At 65.1% G+C, this 16,782-nt stretch carries 21 protein-coding genes and 2 pseudogenes; 9 read left to right on the plus strand and 14 right to left on the minus strand.

The window, feature by feature from the left end; translation table 11 throughout:
- A partial coding sequence (locus ACZ3J7_RS39550; protein ID WP_465628265.1) for a uracil-DNA glycosylase occupies window positions 1–950 on the minus strand: 950 nt, incomplete at its 3' end.
- A gap of 14 nt (window positions 951–964) precedes the next feature.
- Between ACZ3J7_RS39550 and ACZ3J7_RS39555 the strand changes: the two genes are divergently transcribed.
- Window positions 965–1,135 (plus strand): hypothetical protein, encoded by a 171-nt coding sequence (locus ACZ3J7_RS39555; protein ID WP_350835173.1) that lies wholly within the window; start codon window positions 965–967, stop codon window positions 1,133–1,135.
- Between the two features lie 176 nt (window positions 1,136–1,311).
- Here the strand turns inward: ACZ3J7_RS39555 and ACZ3J7_RS39560 are convergent, their stop codons facing one another.
- The 4 genes from ACZ3J7_RS39560 to ACZ3J7_RS39575 all read right to left on the minus strand — a co-directional run bounded on the left by ACZ3J7_RS39560 (window position 1,312) and on the right by ACZ3J7_RS39575 (window position 4,883).
- Window positions 1,312–2,016, minus strand: coding sequence for a heme peroxidase (locus ACZ3J7_RS39560; RefSeq protein WP_166814184.1), 705 nt, complete (start codon window positions 2,014–2,016; stop codon window positions 1,312–1,314).
- Between the two features lie 406 nt (window positions 2,017–2,422).
- The gene (locus tag ACZ3J7_RS39565; RefSeq protein WP_350835171.1) at window positions 2,423–2,974 is read right to left on the minus strand and encodes a hypothetical protein; all 552 of its coding nucleotides are present in this window, start codon (window positions 2,972–2,974) and stop codon (window positions 2,423–2,425) included.
- 58 nt (window positions 2,975–3,032) lie between these two features.
- The gene (locus ACZ3J7_RS39570) at window positions 3,033–3,521 is read right to left on the minus strand and encodes a hypothetical protein (RefSeq protein WP_350835169.1); all 489 of its coding nucleotides are present in this window, start codon (window positions 3,519–3,521) and stop codon (window positions 3,033–3,035) included.
- Window positions 3,522–4,706: 1,185 nt separating this feature from the next.
- On the minus strand, window positions 4,707–4,883 hold the full coding sequence (locus tag ACZ3J7_RS39575; protein ID WP_350835167.1) for a hypothetical protein: 177 nt from the start codon (window positions 4,881–4,883) through the stop codon (window positions 4,707–4,709).
- A 411-nt stretch (window positions 4,884–5,294) separates the two neighbouring features.
- Here ACZ3J7_RS39575 and ACZ3J7_RS39580 point away from each other — a divergent pair, with 411 nt between their 5' ends.
- Window positions 5,295–6,284, plus strand: a complete 990-nt coding sequence (locus ACZ3J7_RS39580; RefSeq protein ID WP_005569266.1) for a recombinase family protein — start codon at window positions 5,295–5,297, stop codon at window positions 6,282–6,284.
- Between the two features lie 101 nt (window positions 6,285–6,385).
- On the opposite strand, the gene ACZ3J7_RS39585 is transcribed toward ACZ3J7_RS39580, so the two are convergent.
- The 8 genes and pseudogenes from ACZ3J7_RS39585 to ACZ3J7_RS39620 all read right to left on the minus strand — a co-directional run bounded on the left by ACZ3J7_RS39585 (window position 6,386) and on the right by ACZ3J7_RS39620 (window position 12,691).
- A complete protein-coding gene (locus ACZ3J7_RS39585) occupies window positions 6,386–6,679 on the minus strand; it encodes a HigA family addiction module antitoxin (protein WP_003943405.1) in 294 nt (97 codons plus the stop codon).
- Between the two features lie 44 nt (window positions 6,680–6,723).
- Window positions 6,724–7,005, minus strand: a complete 282-nt coding sequence (locus ACZ3J7_RS39590; RefSeq protein ID WP_003943404.1) for a type II toxin-antitoxin system RelE/ParE family toxin — start codon at window positions 7,003–7,005, stop codon at window positions 6,724–6,726.
- Window positions 7,006–7,169: 164 nt separating this feature from the next.
- Window positions 7,170–8,603, minus strand: coding sequence for a hypothetical protein (locus ACZ3J7_RS39595; RefSeq protein WP_352101931.1), 1,434 nt, complete (start codon window positions 8,601–8,603; stop codon window positions 7,170–7,172).
- Window positions 8,604–8,709: 106 nt separating this feature from the next.
- A pseudogene (locus tag ACZ3J7_RS39600) lies at window positions 8,710–9,411 on the minus strand (ATP-binding protein); the annotation flags it as partial.
- Window positions 9,408–10,097 (minus strand): hypothetical protein, encoded by a 690-nt coding sequence (locus tag ACZ3J7_RS39605; RefSeq protein WP_350835150.1) that lies wholly within the window; start codon window positions 10,095–10,097, stop codon window positions 9,408–9,410. The pseudogene ACZ3J7_RS39600 and the gene ACZ3J7_RS39605, both read right to left, overlap by 4 nt.
- On the minus strand, window positions 10,039–11,565 hold the full coding sequence (locus tag ACZ3J7_RS39610) for a hypothetical protein (RefSeq protein WP_350835152.1): 1,527 nt from the start codon (window positions 11,563–11,565) through the stop codon (window positions 10,039–10,041). The genes ACZ3J7_RS39605 and ACZ3J7_RS39610 overlap by 59 nt, the downstream gene beginning before the upstream one ends.
- Window positions 11,562–12,329 (minus strand): TnsA-like heteromeric transposase endonuclease subunit, encoded by a 768-nt coding sequence (locus ACZ3J7_RS39615; RefSeq protein WP_003945394.1) that lies wholly within the window; start codon window positions 12,327–12,329, stop codon window positions 11,562–11,564. The genes ACZ3J7_RS39610 and ACZ3J7_RS39615 overlap by 4 nt, the downstream gene beginning before the upstream one ends.
- A 152-nt stretch (window positions 12,330–12,481) precedes the next feature.
- Complete coding sequence (locus tag ACZ3J7_RS39620) at window positions 12,482–12,691, minus strand: hypothetical protein (RefSeq protein WP_037132144.1); 210 nt, start codon at window positions 12,689–12,691, stop codon at window positions 12,482–12,484.
- A 241-nt stretch (window positions 12,692–12,932) separates the two neighbouring features.
- Between ACZ3J7_RS39620 and ACZ3J7_RS39625 the strand changes: the two genes are divergently transcribed.
- From ACZ3J7_RS39625 to ACZ3J7_RS39640, 4 genes are all read left to right on the plus strand, one after another.
- A complete protein-coding gene (locus tag ACZ3J7_RS39625; protein WP_290289351.1) occupies window positions 12,933–13,076 on the plus strand; it encodes a hypothetical protein in 144 nt (47 codons plus the stop codon).
- Window positions 13,077–13,115: 39 nt separating this feature from the next.
- Window positions 13,116–13,325, plus strand: coding sequence for a hypothetical protein (locus ACZ3J7_RS39630; RefSeq protein WP_003945392.1), 210 nt, complete (start codon window positions 13,116–13,118; stop codon window positions 13,323–13,325).
- 73 nt (window positions 13,326–13,398) lie between these two features.
- Complete coding sequence (locus ACZ3J7_RS39635) at window positions 13,399–13,653, plus strand: hypothetical protein (RefSeq protein ID WP_003945385.1); 255 nt, start codon at window positions 13,399–13,401, stop codon at window positions 13,651–13,653.
- Window positions 13,654–13,739: 86 nt separating this feature from the next.
- Window positions 13,740–14,435, plus strand: coding sequence for a ParB/RepB/Spo0J family partition protein (locus ACZ3J7_RS39640; RefSeq protein ID WP_003945386.1), 696 nt, complete (start codon window positions 13,740–13,742; stop codon window positions 14,433–14,435).
- Here ACZ3J7_RS39640 and ACZ3J7_RS39645 read toward each other — a convergent pair.
- The gene (locus ACZ3J7_RS39645; protein ID WP_321208815.1) at window positions 14,333–14,554 is read right to left on the minus strand and encodes a transposase; all 222 of its coding nucleotides are present in this window, start codon (window positions 14,552–14,554) and stop codon (window positions 14,333–14,335) included. The two genes, ACZ3J7_RS39640 and ACZ3J7_RS39645, sit on opposite strands and share 103 nt — an antisense overlap.
- 32 nt (window positions 14,555–14,586) lie before the next feature.
- On the opposite strand from ACZ3J7_RS39645, the gene ACZ3J7_RS39650 reads away from it, so the two are divergent.
- The 3 genes and pseudogenes from ACZ3J7_RS39650 to ACZ3J7_RS39660 form a co-directional block, all read left to right on the plus strand.
- On the plus strand, window positions 14,587–14,943 hold the full coding sequence (locus ACZ3J7_RS39650; protein WP_391591280.1) for a DDE-type integrase/transposase/recombinase: 357 nt from the start codon (window positions 14,587–14,589) through the stop codon (window positions 14,941–14,943).
- 104 nt (window positions 14,944–15,047) lie between these two features.
- Window positions 15,048–16,154, plus strand: a complete 1,107-nt coding sequence (locus ACZ3J7_RS39655) for an IS110 family RNA-guided transposase (protein ID WP_003945393.1) — start codon at window positions 15,048–15,050, stop codon at window positions 16,152–16,154.
- 16 nt (window positions 16,155–16,170) lie between these two features.
- A pseudogene (locus ACZ3J7_RS39660) lies at window positions 16,171–16,433 on the plus strand (transposase); the annotation flags it as partial.
- Window positions 16,434–16,782: the final 349 nt, after the last annotated feature.

Here is a 16,782-nt window from a genome sequence, read left to right on the forward strand (position 1 = left end):
GACAGTCGCACGAACTGACCGGCCTGGGCGGCAATAGATTTCGCTCCGACGGCAGCGGCGGCGACATTGGCCATCGAGGTTGTGCTGACGCCGGAAACATCGAGTGCCTCGCCGGCGAGATCGGTCAGGCGCGCGAGGTAGCCGGCTACGACCTCCGGGTCCCCGGCAACGAGAATGCCTTCCGGCTCGACGGAGACAGCGAGTTCGCTGCCAGGGCCGGCGCCCTCGAACAGGTCCATTGCAGCAGTGCCTGGTCGAGTGGGCTCTGATAATGAACTGTTCGACGAGGGTGTCTCGTTCATCGATGTCCGCTTTCTGCTGGTGTGGTGGTTTCCGGTGGAAAGCATCCTGGCGATGTCGGTGATGGCGGCGTCGAATCGTTCCCGTCCGCCGGCCGAGTTCAAGCCACGATCGGAGCAATGAGGAATGTTTCCCGGAACGACATACACGTCGCGTTCGATGCCGGCGCGCTCCCACCCGTCCCGTGCGGCGACACCCAACAACAGCACTATCTCCAAATTCGGGCACAACGCGACGAACTCTCGGGTCCACTGAGCCGAGCGGGCACGTTCGGCCGGGGTGGAACCACCGTTCTTGACCCCGGAGACAGGGAACGGGACGACATTCCAATGCACCACGTCCGACCACGAAATACCGGCGCGGGCATACGCTTCGCGACAGTTGCGTGCAGTGCGGTCGTTGTTGTCGAGACTGAGCAGACCCGACCCGGTCCCGGCCTCAGCTTTCGTGGAGGGGTTGTCCAGCAGAACAAGAACTCGCGCATCGATTCCACCGAGATCCGGATCCACGTAGGGCACGTGTCCGTGGGGGAGCCCGACAGAGTCGGCGATACGGTCCGCGAGCGAATTCAACGCCGCCACATGAGTGTCGCGAATACGGTTCTTCTTCTCGACAACTACCGTGGGGTCGGCGTTGCGTCCGTTACTCATGATGGTGAGTATTCATGGTCGTCGTACTCCTCGAAACAGGCGCCCAGCAGATAACTCGTCCACCGGCCAGAGTTTATGAACATGCTGTGGCAATCGCTCCGATGACAATCACCAAGAAGACAACGAAACCGATGAATTCCACCACTCCTTCAGCGGGTGAACCCTTTTTCGCAGCACTCATCTGAACCTCACTCCTGTCGTTTTCCCCGCGAAGCTCGGACACGATCAACGCAGATGCGACTCGCAGTCTCATCGCCCTGTTTCACAGCAAGAGTGGCACGGCCCGCCGACATGTTCCGTTGGCGGAGAATCGCTGAACTCAGAAGGTCAGGCGTGCAGTTGGTCGCTCCGCAGCTAGCGCTCAGCTCTGTTGGTTCACAGGTCGGCCGGATTCGAATCGCCAGATCGCATGATCGAGATGGGTGACGTTGTGGCCGCATTTTTCGGCGACCGCTTTCACAAGCATCGCGGCATCGGTTGCGCTCACATTCTCCGCGACCGCTCCGATCGCGTCGGCGACGTAGCGGATGACCATGCGATCAGCTTTCACACCGGGAGTACCAGCGAGCATCAGGAAGTAGTTCCAGGTGATCCCGGAACGCTGGCCAGGTACCCGCGCCCAGGCTTTCTTCGCGCTCGCGAGATCGTCGGCGTCGGCGGCGCGGAGGTCGTCGGTGCTGTCGATTCCCAGCTCACGCAGCCGCCCGGCAGCCTCATGAATAGCCGCAGCCTTGAGCGGAGCACCTTTGGTCGTCGAGGTCGGTTTGCGGTTGTTCGTCATCTCGGCCCACTCCTTCGGGCCGCCGAGTTCGTCGAAAGTCTCCAACAGGGCGCCGGCATTGTCGGTGTCGGCATCACCGCCCTGCGCCTGCCGGAAGTCGATGTAATGCCTCAGGACGTTTTTGACGGAGTTGTAGTGTGCGCCGGTGGACGCGATCGAGTCGATGATGCACAGAGCAAGGCTGCGCGGGTAGCCATCCGGGCGGAACCACAGATCAGAATCGCCGAGGTCGGCGTTGCAGCGCTTCGCGAGGAGTTCAAGCCGATCATCTGATGGCGTGGGCATGTGTGTCCTCTGATCTGTGCTTCGTGTAGGGTCTCGCTGCCGATGACATTTCGAGACGCCGTGACATGCGCGTTCATGTCGGGTCTCACGGTATGGCCACCGCGATCTGTCTCAACCTGATGACATTTCTTCATCGGACACTGTGCCCACACCAGCTGCCTGTCCCGTGTTTTCGCGTTGGTTCCGAGTAGCCGACCGCGAGATCCCGTTTGTTCGGACTGCCCCGTTTGACGCCCGTTTGACGCCCCGAAGGCAAAATCAGTGGACGGGGCTATCGGGTTTGTACTGGTCGGCGAGTTTCGATCAAGGGCCGGTTTCAGGACGTGCCGGTGCGGGTTCGGCAGACGGTACATCGCAAACCTCGTCGGCGCTTTTGAGTTGGGACGCATGTTTCGCCGGGCCGCGATCATCGCGCCTCGTTCGACCGACTCCGCGTTTCCTCGATGCGTTGCCGCTGTCGGACCCCGTACGCCGCCTCTTTGACGGCGGCGTCGTCCTCGAGACCCGAACCGAGGGCCCCACCGATGGTCGCGATGGACGCCAGCAGCCAGGTGAGCGTCAGGTAGTCGGAGAAGTTCACCCCGTGCCCGAGAACACTGGACAGCAGTTCCGAGGGAAGAGTCAGACACGCGGTGAACAGCAGCAGGCAGAACAGGGCCACATGCAGCACGACGACACCGATGACCAGGGTGACTACGGTCGCGGTGTTGTACAGCACCGATCGATCGCGTTCCGCCGGCGACTTCGGCCGCTCCCAGAGTTCGTGGTCGAGGATCAGCCAGAGAATGATCGCCACGATCGACAAAATCATCGCCACACTCATACGCCATGGCCCCATCGTGTCGGCGAACAACCAGATCGTGTTGGTGGCCAGCGCGATCGCACCCGTGGCGAAGGCGCCGACGAGGACCTTCGACAGTCCGGTGACCAGTCGCCACGGCCGGTTGGCGCGCACCATCCCCGACAACAGTCGCAGTCGCCGCAGTCCAGAGGGCGCGAAGTACCGGATGCCGTCCTCAACTTGCGCAGACCGGAACCGTCGCGCCGCACCGGGGGGGCATGAGTGCCGGCTCACCGAGGATGTGGGCGATGGCGAGTTCGGTGATGGTGCGGACGCGGCGCTCGATGTGGATGCCGCCCACTCCGGCGACCGAGATGAGCGCGAATTTGTGGTCGGCGCTGACGTCGGCCACCACCGGGAGGGTGTCCTCGCGGCGCGGCAGATCGGTGAGGTATACGACGATGTCTTCCTCTTCGGAGGACGGATCGACCGTGTCGATGATATCGGCGAAATCCGCTTGCTCGTCGGGCAGGTACGGTTTGCGGCGCACGCACGTCGTCCACCGGCGCTCGTCCCGGTCAGGGCTGCCCAGGCGTTCCGGCAGGTACTCCGCAATACGTTCGGCAAGAGCCGCTGGTTCGCCCGGATCCGCGATCAGCAGCACCGAGACCTGCTCACCCGCGGCACCGGAGCGCCCTCCCTGCAGGTGCTCGTTCGCCTTCACCGCCTTCGCGTACCCGCTCGGTCTGAGCCCAAACTCTAGGCAGTGGGGTGCGAGACGATCCACCACGCCCACGCGATAGGAAAGCGGAGCTGGAACGGGCCCGGCACCGACCGCGGATGCGGCCGTCGGTCACCCGGTCTCGTTTGACGCCGGCCACTCCCCGGGGATCGGACCTGCGTGGGAGGCGCGGACTTCGGGGTGGGGGCGCAGCGGTGGGTGCCGGGATCGACGGTGAGGTCCTCGGTGTCGGCGAAGATCAGCCCGCCCGTCGTCGAGCGCGATCGCCCACCGATGCGCCGGCGCCCAGCCGTAACCGGCGCCCCAGGTTCGGTCAGTGCCGCGAAGTCCTCGACGACCTCGCCGAGGTCGTCCGCTTCGGGCTTTCCGGCGGACCAGCACCCGGACGCCGATCGTCAACTCCGGGCCGCGCGCAAGCCTGTTACCGCTTCTAGTGGGCCATGGGCTGCACCCTTTCGCTCGGTGAAGTCCGGGGCTCGAAGCATAAGCACCTTCCCTGCAGCAGGCGACCCGAAGTGCCCGGACCAATCCGGCGATCGCCGGTTACTCACCGGTACAAATGCTTTGGCTCCCCCCGCCCCGGTTGCCACTTGCCAGATGGTGGTGCACCATCACTGCCGTGCGCAGTCCACGCTGGCCCGCGACCGCCCCACCGCCGTGCGGCGGTGACCGGGTGCACGGTCGCCGACTGCTGACCGTGCGCACTCACCTGACCCTTGAGCTGGTGCCGGATCACCGCGTACCCATGCGGGCTCGCGCTGCAGCTGGCCCTGAGCGCCACCGGCCGCCCGGCCCGGCGCGCTCTTGCACCAGACCCGCCCGCTGACCGACCCCGCGGATCCGTCGGCCCAGTGGTCCTACCTCGACGTGTGGGCCGGGACCGACGACCTCACGGTCGCTGACCCCTACTTTCCCCGCCCGGATCTCCACGCCACCGCCACCGGGATCTGCACCTTCCGCAGCGAGCCGCTGTACTGGCTCCCGGCACCGGCGCGGACGGTCACCCTGACCGCCGAATGGCCGCAGATCGGGTTGCCCGCGAGCCTCACCACGCTGGACCTGGCTGCGGTCGCAACCGTCGTCGACGCACCGCCCACCCTGATACCCAGGACGCCGATCAGTCTCCGCCATGCCGCCCGGCGCCGCGCAGCTCGGGATACCGGGCGGTCAGCCGGGCCACCCGTTGATGCACCTCGGAGAGTTGTCCCCGTGGCGGTCCTCTGTGCGTACTCCTCGGATGTTCTCGATTCGGGCGGTGAGTCCCTCGATCTCCTCGTCCAGCAGGTCGCGGAAGACCCAGGCTTGCGCGATATCGGGGTCGAGGTCGTCCTCGGTCGGTGTCATCCGGTGCTCTCTGCTCGGTGCGTCCGGAAACCGGGAGGGTGCGGCCGCGCGGAACCGGGAGGGTGCGGCCGCGCGGAACCGGGAGGGTGCGGCCGCGGAACGTGACGAGACTGCGCCGCGGCAATCCAGCGAGACATCGTTGCCGAGCCCGGCGACCGGCGTCAACCCGCCACTCCACTCCACGGTACGAACCACCTCTCACCAGACGTGATGTCAACCGCAGGGATCGTCGTCCCGAGGGACGGGTTCTCCGAAGTCGTCGGTGAGCTTGTCCCGAAATCCTGGAAATGGGACGCCATCCAAACCCCCGCCGGGATCCTGTGAAAGCCCAGGGCGGCGTGTCCCAGAAGTTAATTCCATAATTGTGTATCACAAGTTCGGTTCGAACATAACTTTCGGTACGCTCCAGGTGTGGAGTTGGGATACGCCCGGGTGTCGACGAGCAAGCAGGACCTCACCCGGCAGATCGACGCACTCGCCAAGGCGGGAATCGATCCGGCGAACATCTACGTGGACAAGAAATCCGGGACCACCACCGAACGCCCCGGACTACAGGCGCTGCTCGAATGCGCCCGCGGCGGTGACGTGATCGTGGTGCACACCCTCGACCGGCTCGGCCGCACCGTCCGCGACACCCTGAACCTGATCCACGACCTGCACCAGCGCGACATCGGCTTCCGCAATCTGGCCGACCCGGTCCGGATCGACTCGACGAACCCGGACGACCCGATGGGCCAGCTGGCGGTGGTGCTGCTGGCGCTGTTCGGGCAGATGGAACGCACGTACGCGGTCGAGCGAGCCGCGCACGCCCGCACCGTGGCCACCGAGAAGGGCCGCCGCACCGGCCGGCCCAGCGTGGTCAGCGACGCCCAACTCGCCTACGCCACCCAGCTACGCGAGGGCGGCGCCACCATCGCCGAGATCACCGCGAAGACCGGACTGACCCGCTCGACCCTATACCGGCATCTGCCGCCCCGACAGTCCGAGACGCTTACCGCCGACACCGACCCGGACGAGGAGAAGCCCTCGCCGTCACCGGATCCGGCGGCGCCGCCCCCGACGACGGGATCGGCATGCCCGACCTGCGGGTATCAACCCACCACGCGTCGGGAACTGGTCCCGCACCGCGCCGACCTCGCCACCGTCTGGCTGCACCTCGACAAACGCGAGCACCTGCACAAGGCGCGGCACTGTGCCCGCTGTCAACCGCACGGCCACGTCGTGGTGGTCAGCTGCTCGAGGTGCGGTGACGGCCCGCTGCTCACCGGCTCCTCCAGCGACGACCCACCCCGACCGGTCCTGGCGTGGCTTGAACGTCACGAATGGACCACTACTCCAGAACTCGTCTGCGGCAACCACAACACGCGACGGCGACTCGATATCGAACCCCGCAAACGTTGATGCTCGCCAGCGGTGGCCCCCAACGGTGAAGCGCTGGGGCAACCGCAGCTCGGCGAGTGCGCCGGATCGTCCGCGGGGCACCGAGTCCGATACCTGCCGATCTATGCCGAGAGGCGCGTGATCTTGGCGAGGGTGTCGCCTAGCTTGTCGGCCGCAAGGTCGAGCTCGTAGCGGTCCTGGATGTTGAGCCAGAACTGGGCGCTGTTGCCGAACGCCTTGGCCAGCCGCAGCGCGGTGTCTGCGGTGATCGACCGCTTGCCGTGCACGATCTCGTTGATCCGCCGCGGCGGCACACCGATGATCGTGGCCAGGCGGTTCTGCGTGATGCCGAAAGGCTCGAGGAAGTCCTCGCGGAGGATCTCGCCGGGGTGAATGGGGCTCAGGTCTGTAGTCATTGTCGGTGTTCCTTTCCGTGGTCGGAGGTGTCGGTTCCGGGTGGTCAGTGGTAGTCGGTGATCTCCACGTCGTATGCTGCGGTGGCGCGCCAGATGAAACAGATGCGGTATTGATCGTTGATCCGGACGCTGTACTGGCCCACCCGGTCTCCGGAGAGCTTCTCCAGGCGGTTGCCTGGGGGCACCCGCAGGTCGTTGACGTCGGTGGCCGCCTCGATCAACAACAGACGCCGGCGCGCGATCCGCTGAATGTCCTGCGGGAGCTTCTTCGAGAACTGCCGGCGAAAGACTCGCTCGGTCTCCTTGTCGGCGAACGATTCGATCACCTCACCACTATAACGTACTGCGTTAATAACGCGCAACGTTACACGCGCGTTCGAGCGTCGGGACCAGCGCCGCAGTCACCTGCGGTCTTGTTCTCCGGGCAACGTTTTGCCCGGCCCTGCACTGTGCACGACTCGAGCGTGCACCGCACGACGGCCGAGACCGATCAGTGCGCCAGCCGCCGGATCGCTACGGACTGCGGGTTGCCGGCGTCGGTTGGCGGCCGAATCGGGATGCCGTAGTCCTTTGCGATTCGGCTCATCCGCGACACGCTGCGCCCCACCTCGTGTCCGAGGTCCCGCAGGGTTCGCCGCTGGGTGACGTACTGGTGGTGAAACCATGCCGGATCGACCGGCGGGCCTCCGGCGCTCGGCGCGATGCCGTGGTGTCGGGCCAGCCGACCGGTCACCTTCCGGCTGGCTCCGATCATCGCGGCGATCTCGGCGAGGGTGCGGCGTTGGACGCAGTAGAGGTCGACGAACTGCGCCCGGCTCAACGTTTCCTCTGCGGCGGTCTGGGCGACGCGTCGTTCGAACCGCTCTGCGGCAGTGGGTGATGCGGGAGCGGGATGGTTTTCGAGGAGGTGGCGGATCACGTCGAGGGTGGTGGCCAATTGCCGCGCGATCTCCGACAGCGCGGTGTGTTCGTGGCGGGTCAGGTCGTGGAGGGCGGCGAGGTCCACGGCGGCGGGGTTGGGTCCGGGCAGTTCGAGCCCGTCGAGCAGATGCAGGGGTGGATGCCAGTAGACGGGTTCCTCGTCCAGTCCGTGGTCGTCGAGGAAGCGGCGGGCCGCCTGGTCGAGCGGCCCGGACAGGGCGGGGGTGAGTGCGCGCGGAAATCCGGACAGTTTCGCGCGGACGTCGTAATCGTCTGCGAGGAACGGGGACTGGGACGCGGGGAGCCCGCTGAGTCGTTCGAACAGCAGGCAGCGGGCGAAGTCCGCCTTCTGGCCGGCGCCTGGGGGTGTGCCGGTCCGGCGGCATATCTGTTTCCACAGGTCCTCGGGTAGCAGGTCGCGGTAGTCCAGGCGCCGCCGCCGCTCGTAGTCGATCGGCGGCGGTTCCGCGCGGAGGTGGTCCGCCAGAAGGGTCAACGCGGTTAGGGTGTCGTCCCAGTGTGGGGCGTTCCGCAGATGTGCCAGTGTGCGGGTGACCCCGCCCGCGGGGACCGCTGATCCCAGGCGATCGGCGGCCTCGCCGACGGTGAGCGTGGTGCCCACCAGCAGTAGTGCCGTCGACAGGGCCGGGCGGACCTGCGCCGAACTGCACGGGGTCACCGTGCACCGCAGCGACCATTGCGGCCAGAGCAGGGTCGGGATGCGGCGGACGGCGTCGTCCACCGCGGTGGCGTTCGCCGACGGGCGGCTCGGGACGGGGGCGGCGCTGCGGTATCGCAGCTGATCGACGGCGCGGACGAATAGTGGCCGCAACGCGGCGACCTGGATGGCCACCAATCTCGTGCTGGTGGCGCTGCCCCAGTCGCCCATGACGCCGGCGTCGACCTGTCGGCCCAGCCGCCGACCGCCGTGCACCAGCCACCGCAGCGACTCGCCGGCGTCGGCGATATCGGACCGATCCAGTATGGCCGCGGCCGCGGTCACCGCGACGGCTGTCGCGATCGCCCCGCCGGCCCTCGAACGGCCGCATCCCCACCAGCGTGGTGCGCCGCGCCGTCTGCGCCTCGGCGAACAGGCCGCGTTCGGCCAGCCTGACCCCGATGAACACCACGGTGACCGGGAACTCGTTGGCGATGTACTTGAAATGGTTGCTGATCTCCACCCCGCTGGTGGCGTGCACGCGGAGAAAATGCAGATCATCGACCACCAAAAGCCTGGTCTCACACGAGGTCACACAGTCCAGGGCGCGACGGGACAGGTCGGCGCTGGTGCCGCGAGTGTTTCCGGGGTGGGCGTAGAACTCGAGCATCGCCCGGTTGAACTCCTTGAGCCCGGTGTTGCCGGTCAACCCGACCCGGCACACCGGCCACCGCTGGTGGCCATCGCGGGTGTGGGTGCCCTTGATCCGGATCTCGCGGCGGTGAAAATCCTTGGCGAACGCCAGGACCGATGTCGTCTTGCCCAGGCCGGGGTAGGCGTCGATCGCGACCGCGCCCTTGGCCTTGTCGCCGAACTGGAGGTTGCTGTCGACCACGGTCGAGAGTTGCTCGTGCAGCGTGGTCAGTTGCGGTGTCCGGATCGGGCCCAAATTGGCGTGCCACAGCTGCCGAAAATGGTTGTAGACCTCGGCGTCGTCCGCGGTGAGCGCCCGCAGCTGCCGGCGGGTCAGCACCTCCGGCGCGACCAGGGAAGGGGCGTCGGCGAACTCGCGCCACCCCTCCTTGCGGGAGAGCGCCACGTTGCCCAGCGGCGCCAAGTCCTGCAGGTGCTGCCGGATCAGGGCGATCGTCACAGGTACTCCAGCGCATCGGCGTAGAAGTCGCCGTCGTCGGGCCGGTCCGGCTCGTCCTCGGCGTCGTCATCACCGACGTCGATCCCCTCCTCTGAGGCTGCGACCGTGGGTGCAGTATCGCCGTGTGACGGATCGAGATGACGCCTCACCGATGGCGGCCCGGTCACCTCGTTCGTGCGCGGCGGTTCGAGGTCGAGTGCCGCGTCCTCACGTGCCATACGCAACGCCATGCGCCGCTCGGTCATGCTCGACCCGAGGCCGAGATTCCAGCGCTCGAGCAGGTCGGCGACCGCGATCCGGTCGTCGGGGTAGGTGTACTTCGCCTTCGCCAACCGGCGGGCGAATGCCAACGCGTCCTCACTGAGCGGCATCTGCATCGACCGGGCATGCTCCCACTCGAGCGGATACCACCTGCGGGAGATCGGGTCCCGCAGGTAGATCCGGGTGATGTCGTCCGGGTCGACGTGCAGTGGCCACCACCGGCCCTTGCCCTTTCCCCGGTCCGGGTACGGGCTGGCACCGTCGCGGCACCCGAGCGGCAGGTCGCCGTGGTACCGGCGACCGTGCACCTCGAACCCGTAGTGCTGCAGGGTGCGCCACTCCACCTTGAGGAACTCATACCCCAGGTCAGGATCGCGGGGAACCTCGATGTAGCCGGCCCGGGCGATGCCGTGCTCGAACATCACCGCCGGCGACATCTTCACCGACGGCAGATGCGGATCGAGCAGGCTCTCGTGCGGCCGGTGGTGGTACACCACCGCCACCCACTCCCGGATGATCGCCTCCAACTCGTCGAGGTAGAAGAACGCCTCCGACTCCGGCGCCACCCCACGCGAATGCACATCCGGGCCCTTGTATCCGGGCAGCGCCTGCAACAGGTCCTCCCGGATGGTGCGGAAGAACCGCTCCATCCGGCCCCTTGTCGCGGCCGGTCCGCAACCGGGCCGGCTGGATCGAGATCCCCATCCGCTGACACACGCTGGTCAGATGCTCGGAGACGTAGATCTTGCCGTGGTCGATCACGATGGTCTCCGGCGCCAGCGCCGGAGACGCAGCCCCACACATTGGCCCGTCGATCGCGTCGACGTCGACCAGCAGGGACCGGGGAATCCCGTGCTCGGGCCACACCGCATGCGCGGGCCAATCCTTGCCCGCCGGACGCGGCCGGAACGCCTGATACAACGTGGCCGCAGCATCGACCGCCTTCGTCGACACCGGCGTGAGCTGGATCCCGACGACACAGCGGGTGTACCAGTCCATCCCCACCGTCAATTCCGCCTGCACCCACCGCAAGGTCACCGGATCCAGGGCGAACACGTCCAGCCGGGTGGTGTCCATCAACAGGTACTCACCCGGCCGGGTCGGCCGCAGCTTCCCGTACGGTCCCTCCGGGCGGGCCGCGATGTCCCGATTGCGTTTGGTGCTCAACCGGAACGTCGGGTGCCCCCGCTCCAGCTCCTCGAGTATCCGGAACGCGGTGGCCCGCGACGGCAGCTTCACCACGCCCGCACCGAACCGGGCCACCACCCGGGCGTTTGCCCGCTCGATCACCATCGTCCGTGACGGCCGCGATTGATCGGTGTGCTCGACCATCACCTCCAACGCCGTCTCGATCCAGCGTTGGTCGCGGTGTTCCATCGGCGCGTTCCCGGCCGCTCTGCCCGATACGAGGCCGGCCTCGCCGCCGCGGCGGTAGTCACCGACCCAGCGCCGCAGTGTCCGCACCCCGATCTCGAGCTCCGCGGCCTTCGCCGCATACCGCTCAGTCAACGGCACCGTAGGGTCGTACTCGGCGCGCGGTTCTCCGCTCGCCGGCAGCTGCGCAGTGCCCGACCTGTACCCGGTCAGCACCTCGCGCACGTGCGCGGCCCGTTCGAGTACCTGGGTACGTTCGGGCTCGGTCAGCATCGCTGTCACGACGGAAGACAACTCGCCGGGATCGTCGGAGCACGGCCCGCCCTCATCGGGGATCACCCGCACATTCTCCGAGGTCAGCAGCTCTCGGACGGCAATGCGACGGATCTGACCGTTCGTCTTGGTTCTGAGCACGACCTCATTACTCGCCGCAGTTGCCATCATCTCGATCACCTCGACGATCTCACCGTCGTAGATGAACCGAGTCCCGACACCGACCCGCGTCGCTGCGCCACTCATGACGCGGTCCGCAACACGCTGGCGGTGGTCAACCTCTGGGTCATGTCCACACTGAACTCCTGCCGCCACAGCAGATGAAACAGTGCCGCCCGTACAGACGGTGCCGGATAGGCAGACACCGCAGACAGTGCTTCTTCAATCCTGATCCCCTCCCACACTGCACTTCTGACCGCGGCGAGCACATCCGGATCGAAGAACCACGCCCGCCGATAGCCGGCGAGGAACCGCACATTCTCCAGCTCGATCGGAGGGGGCTCGCTCCACACCTCGTAGCGCCATCCCCGTGCGGTCAACACCGACCTGGTCCACTCGAACGTGAACGCCACCGTCTTCGACGCCAACTGCCGGCGAGGTTTCACATCCACGATCACCGGTCCAGCGTTTGTCAGCAGTAGGTAGTCCGGAATGTGTCGGCGTTCCTTGCCGCCGACGGAGCAGCTCAGCAGAAACGGCTGCGCGGCAATGCGCTGCACCCCCACATCGAAGTCCGCGAACAGTAGCCGTGCCAGCTCCAGCCGCGACTCGTAGATCACATGATCGGACTCGGTCGCAGCCCAATAGGTACCCGAATAGTGCTGCTGACCTGCATACCAGCGAAAGGTCCGCCACGGCGTGGAGGCAACGACGTCGTCGACCGCGACCTCATCGAGTGGTCGGATCTCCTCGGCGCCGTCCCCTACGTGGCGGCGCGACAGCTGCGCCGCACCCAGATTCCATGACCCGGCACGCGGTTTCGCCGATCCAGCGACCGTAGCGTTCCCCATCGCGGTATCTCCCCGCATCGGAAGTACTCGGTTGGATCATCCACCCGTTATCCGCGCCCACCACGTAGCCACGCCGAGACAATCTCACTCAGATGGCCAACTGGCCACCGAGTGGCCATCTCGCGTGAGATTTGGCTAAGGTTCTCGAGACCCTACAATGCTCCGCTGCGCTCCGCTCTGTAGAAGCGAAAAGATCCTTTTTCCTTTCTGTCCTTCCGATCCTGATCGACGGCGGTCCCGGCGCAACCCCTGGCGGCTTCGCCGGCCTCCGGCTCCGAAAACTTTTTCAAAGACGCTTCGCTGAAAAACTTTGCGGCCCAAGCATTGCGCCGTGCCCTCATACCGCCGATCCGGAGCTCCATGTCAGAACGGAAAAAAATTGTCAGGGGCCACCGAGAGGGTCCGGACACCAACGAAAGGTCAAGTCAGTGAACGGTTACGACTTCGAACAAGGCAAAGACCACGACGCCGCGACCATCCATTACGCCGGACTGACTTGCGGGTGCGGTGACTACTCCTGCCCTCGCATGCACGACGACGCCGCGCAGTGCGTCAACGCCGAGTAACGACAACCACCCACCAACCTCGAGCAAAGGAAAAACGATGAGCAACGAGACGAACTGCGATTGCGGCCAAACCTCCTGCCCTGCAATGGCAGACGGCACGCAGATGTGCAGCTACCCGGACCCCGGCGACTACGCCTGCACCGCGCAAAGAGCTGGCGACGAGGACTGCATCTGCGGTTGAGCGACCCGCCACCCACCACCCACCACAAAGGAGCCCCACATGAGCACCGAAACCGACACCCTCGCACCCGCGCTTGTCGCCGTTGTCGAGGCGACCGCAGCGCTCGATGCAGCGATGTTCGACCGCCGCCGCGAAGGGTTCATCGACGTCACCGCCCTGGTCGACGCCTTCGCAGCCGCCCGCGCCGCAGCACGCGATGCCGGACACACCGAGGAGGACATCGACGCCGCCGCCACCCCCACCAACTAACCACCCACCCATCCGTCACACGCAAGGACGCGCAGCATGACCGACCACAACCGCCCGACCGAAGGAGAAAACGATGTACGGCTACGACCTGCACAACATCTGCGAGAAAGCAGATGCCTGGGCGAAGTTGTTCGAGACAGCCGAGTATCTCGACAGCGTCGTCGAGCACAACTGCTGTTCGGAAATCGACGTGTTCGTGGAGTTGCTCATCGCACTCGATTACCACGGCCACGCCTCCGCCCTGATGGACGCACACATCGAGGCCGATAGCTGCCGAGACCGTCACCCCACGGCCGATCAAGTGATCTTGGAACCGGCCACCGCTTGAGATCGAAAAACCTACGGAAACAACACAACACCGGGCAGTTGGTACCTGCCCGGTGTTGTGTCCCGAAGTCTACGAGAGGAATCGCGATGACCGCAACACACACCGCCCCCGCCGCAGCGATCGAGGTCGCGCAGCTGCACCCCGACGCCCTCGACATCGGTGAGAACGTCCGCGACAGCGTCGATCTGGCGCAGACCCCCGACTTCGTCGAATCCATCCGCGAAAACGGAGTGCTCGAAGCGATCAGCGCCGTCCGGACCGCAGACGGAACGATCGTCGTCCGCGACGGCCAGCGCCGCACCCTCGCCGCCCGCGAAACCGGACTGACCACCATCCCCGTCGTGATCTACCCCGACACCGAAGGCAGTGACAAGGCCCGCGCCGTCGACCGGATCGGTAAGCAGATCACTGCCAACCGGCACCGCGAAGGGCTGACCGCAGCGCAGCACACCCGAGGAGTTGCGCAGATGCTCGAATTCGGCGCATCCATCACGAAGGTGTCCAAGACCCTCGCGATGGACAAAAAGGATGTCAAAGCCCAGGCAGCGGTAGGGAAAGCCGAGGCAGCCCGCGCCGCCCTCGATGCCGGACAGCTCGACCTCGCACACGCGGCAGTAGTGGCCGAGTTCGAGGAAGCCGGAGACACCGAAGCCGTCGAAAAGCTCCTGACCACCAGGCCTTACAACTTCGACCACGTAGCGGAGCGACTACGCGGGTTGCGCGAAGAACGGGAGGCATACGCCCGCGCCATGGTCAGCCCCGTCTTCCGCAACCAGTTGTAGCCGGCGTTTTCATGAATGCCGACCGCTCGCGCTGCGGCGCGGACCGTGCCACCTCTATCGAGCAATCGAAAGAATTCTTCCTTCTGCTGATCCGTGTACTTTTTCCCAGCCACCGCCACACCTTCCAGTAGGTGTTGCGACGATCGCTGGAATCCAAGCCCGTGAAGGTAAAATTTACTGCGCCGCTGTCCTGGATACGTTTTCGAGGCGAGTCGTCGGTTGGTCGATCGACAGCTCGCAGACAGCGACGTTGGTGACAAACGCTCTAGGAATGGGCATTTCCAATCGAGGCCCAACACCCGGCACACTCATTCACTCGGACAGTGAGACTGTTCGTGCCGGTGTTTTCGGATTTCCTGACCGTTACCGCATGGAGACGAGAGAATGCTGGTGCCGGGAGTTCCCAGTGTTCCTGACCCTCACTCCGATCGACGATCGTGTGTCTTTCCTTGGATTTGTCGGTTCCTGGGAACCCCCGGTGAGGCGCTACGCCTCACCGTCGGGGTGACCTGAGGAGAGCCTGCACCACCAGGTGCTCATCACTGTCTTGTCCGCCGGTTCGGTCGATGCGCGGCGCCGCCTTGCTCATCGGTCAACGGAGAGGAAAGCGACATGACAAGGATGCCTGACAAAGCCGATCTCGATCAAGACCGGCGAGTGTTCGCCGGAGTCGATACCCACAAAGAACTGCACGTCGCCGCGGTGATCGATACCGACGACAACGTCCTCGGAACTCGCAGTTTTCCGACCACCCGAAACGGGTATCGAACCATGCTGACCTGGATCGGCGAGTACGGCAATCTGATCCGGATCGGTATTGAGGGCACTGGCTCCTACGGAGCTGGGCTGACCCGCCACCTCGCGAAAGCCGGCGTGACGGTACTCGAGGTGGACCGCCCCGATCGCTCGGACCGTCGCCGTAAGGGCAAAGACGACGACCTCGACGCCATCAACGCGGCCCGCGCAGCCAAGACCAACCGGCGCACCACCACCCCGAAATCGAAAGACGGTGCCGTCGAGTCACTTCGGGTGTTGAGGGTGACCCGAGCCCATTCGGTACGAGAGCGGCGCAGTGCGCTGCAACTGCTGCGGATGACGATCATCTCCGCTCCCGACGAGCTGCGCGCTCAGGTCCGCGATCTGACGCGGATGCAACTGATCCGCCTCCTCGCCGCCTGGCGACCGGATGTCGCGAACGCTACTGATCCCGTGACCGCCTACCGGGTGTCGATGAAGTCCCTGGCTCGCCGCTATCTCGAATTAACCGACGAGATCGCCGATCTCGACGAACTGATCAACCCAATCGTGAAAGCCCTCGCACCTCAACTACTCGAGCGCGTCGGAATCGGTATCGAAGTCGCCGGACAAATGCTTGTCACCGCCGGCGATAATTCCGATCGAATGAAATCCGAAGCCGCGTTCGCGATGCTATGCGGTGTTGCACCGCTACCCGCATCTTCTGGCATGACCCAACGCCACCGCCTCAATCGCGGCGGTGACCGCCAAGCCAACCGAGCCTTGCATCTGGCCGTCATCGGCCGCATTCGACTCGACCCGAAAACCCAGGCCTACGTAGAGAAGAAAACCAGCGAAGGCCACTCGAAACTGGAAACTATCCGGTGCCTGAAGCGCTACCTGGCTCGCGAGGTCTACTACCTCCTCAACCCTGGACCGCAGACAATCACCCCGAACACCCGACACCATCGAAAAGCAGCTTGACTCTCAGGAGAGCATCCACGGAGTGCAGTTCACGTCCTGGGCATTCACCCACCGGGCGCACGACTCAGGGCTGGTCCCGTCAATGGGATCGATCGGCGATTGCTATGACAACGCCGTGATCGAATCTTTCTGGGGCAGAATACAAACCGAACCCTTGAACAGAAAACGCTGGAAAACGAGGATCGAACTGGCCAACGCCATGTTCGAGTACCTCGAGATCTTCCACAACGGTAGCGTCGGCACAGTGCACTCGGGATGCTGACCCCGATCGAGTTCGAGACATACACTTCACACGTCAACCCGTTGCCTGAAGTCAAATATGGCGGCTCCACGAAACTCGGGGTACATCACTACGGATACTGTCAGGTAGAGACCGATCTAGGCGATCGCACGTGTCACCAAAGTCGTCATCAAGTTACCTCTTCCTGTCACAAGCCGGAGGGTTCGGCGCATCGCGGATCAACCCTCACACCTGTTGGACCCTAACGAGTGTCACTGTTGAGCGGGACCCATCCGACCTCAGTCGGATGCATGGGACTGTCTGAATAACGGTGGATCCGGTCCTTGATTCAACACGCCGAGCTGAGCTTGGCGGGAAGGATCGACGATGACCGAAACACTTGATCCC

The sequence above is a fragment of the Kitasatospora sp. NPDC015121 genome, from assembly GCF_055562955.1.